Origin of the sequence: Kitasatospora sp. NPDC007106, from assembly GCF_040634455.1 — a bacterium.
In the GTDB taxonomy this organism is placed as follows: Bacteria; Actinomycetota; Actinomycetes; order Streptomycetales; family Streptomycetaceae; genus Kitasatospora; species Kitasatospora arboriphila.
In genome coordinates this window covers 1-1,339 of record NZ_JBEYFP010001267.1, presented here as the reverse complement: position 1 = coordinate 1,339, position 1,339 = coordinate 1, and the positions used below count along the sequence as shown (strand labels likewise).

2 protein-coding genes and 1 pseudogene are annotated in these 1,339 nt (G+C 71.2%); all 3 read right to left on the bottom strand.

Going from position 1 to position 1,339, the window contains the following annotated elements; all coding sequences use genetic code 11:
• Positions 1 to 297 (bottom strand): ANTAR domain-containing protein (locus tag ABZ641_RS37730; protein WP_359989128.1); only part of this gene is annotated, 297 nt, incomplete at its 3' end.
• A gap of 34 nt (positions 298 to 331) precedes the next feature.
• A pseudogene (locus ABZ641_RS37725) lies at positions 332 to 730 on the bottom strand (GAF domain-containing protein); the annotation flags it as partial.
• On the bottom strand, positions 727 to 1,339 hold a 613-nt coding region (locus ABZ641_RS37720), incomplete at its 5' end, for a GAF and ANTAR domain-containing protein (protein ID WP_359989126.1). The pseudogene ABZ641_RS37725 and the gene ABZ641_RS37720, both read right to left, overlap by 4 nt.

Genomic DNA, 1,339 nt, shown 5'->3' with positions numbered 1-1,339 from the left:
GACCGGGTGGGGGATCCGGTCGGTGTCGAACTTCCCGCTCGCGATCTCCCCGGCCAGTTCCGCGAGCCGGAGCCGGTGCGCCCGGGCGTAGGTGCGGAAGGCGGCGAACGCGTCGTCCAGGGAGAGTTGCCAGCGTTCGGCGAGGACGCCTTTGGCCTGTTCGACGGCGATCCGGCTGGTCAGCGCGGACTGGAGCTGGCCGCGTTCGAGTTCGCTGTCGTCGAGGGTGCGCTGCCGGAGGATGGCGACGGTGGCGACGTCCGCGAGGGGCCTGGGCGAGCATGATGTCGTCGGCACTCAGCCTGCCGGGTGTGCTCTGGAACAGGCCGAGGGTGCCGATCACCCGGCCGCGCAGCCGCATCGGGATCGCGTTGGCGGTTACGAAGCCGATCTGCAGGGCCTGGGATGCGAAGGCCCGCCATTCCGAGGCGACCGTCAGATCGGTGAGATCGATACCGACGCGCGGGGCGCCGGTGCGGTAGCAGTCCACGCACGGGCCCTGGTCGTGCTGGAGGGCGAAAAGTTCCAGCATGTGTGTGCGCTCGTCGGAGGCGGCGATGGTCATGAGCCGGTCCTGCTGGTCGGTGAGCAGGATTCCCGCCGCCTCGACGTCGAGGAGTTCCACGCAGCGCTCACACAGTTGCTGCAGGAATTCGATGACACCGAAATCATCGGTCAGCGAGTTGGCGACCTCCACGAACACCTCGGTCAGTCGTTGCACACGCGTCATGGAGCCGGTCCTTCTCTGCGCCCGAAGCTATTCCTTTCCTCATTCTCGCCCAGCCGGAGGCGGCGGTCGACGATGTCGCGGGAGATGTCGCCGACCGGCCGCCCGGACGCGTAGGCGCGCGCGCAGAGCCTGGCCAGGGCCTCGGACAGCGGGACGCCCAGCTGCACGCTGAGCATGCCGGTCGCCTGGTGGACGACGGCCCGCAGGAGCGCCGGCGGGTCCTCCTCCGACGTGCCGGCGTCGTGGTCCGGGACGGCCAGGCAGAGCGAGGTGATCGCTGCGGCGAGGGCGAAGGCGTCGTCGGTCTGGGCTCCGGTGAGCGGTCCGCGGGTGCGGCGCACTGCGGTGAGGGTGCCGAGGTGGACGGCGCCGACGCCGAGGGGGAAGCAGAAGACCGCCAGGACAGGCAGCGGCGCCGACTCGGCGGCCAGCATCGGCCAGCGCTCGGCGCGGTGCGCGGCCAGGTCGGGAACCAGGACGGGCCGGCCGCGGGCGGCGGCCTCACCGCTCGGGCCCGACCCGAGCACGTATTCGATGTCCTCGAAACGGCGCGCGAGGGCGCCGGAGTACCACAGGGGCTCGCGTCTGCCGGTATCGGTGGTGAGGAGC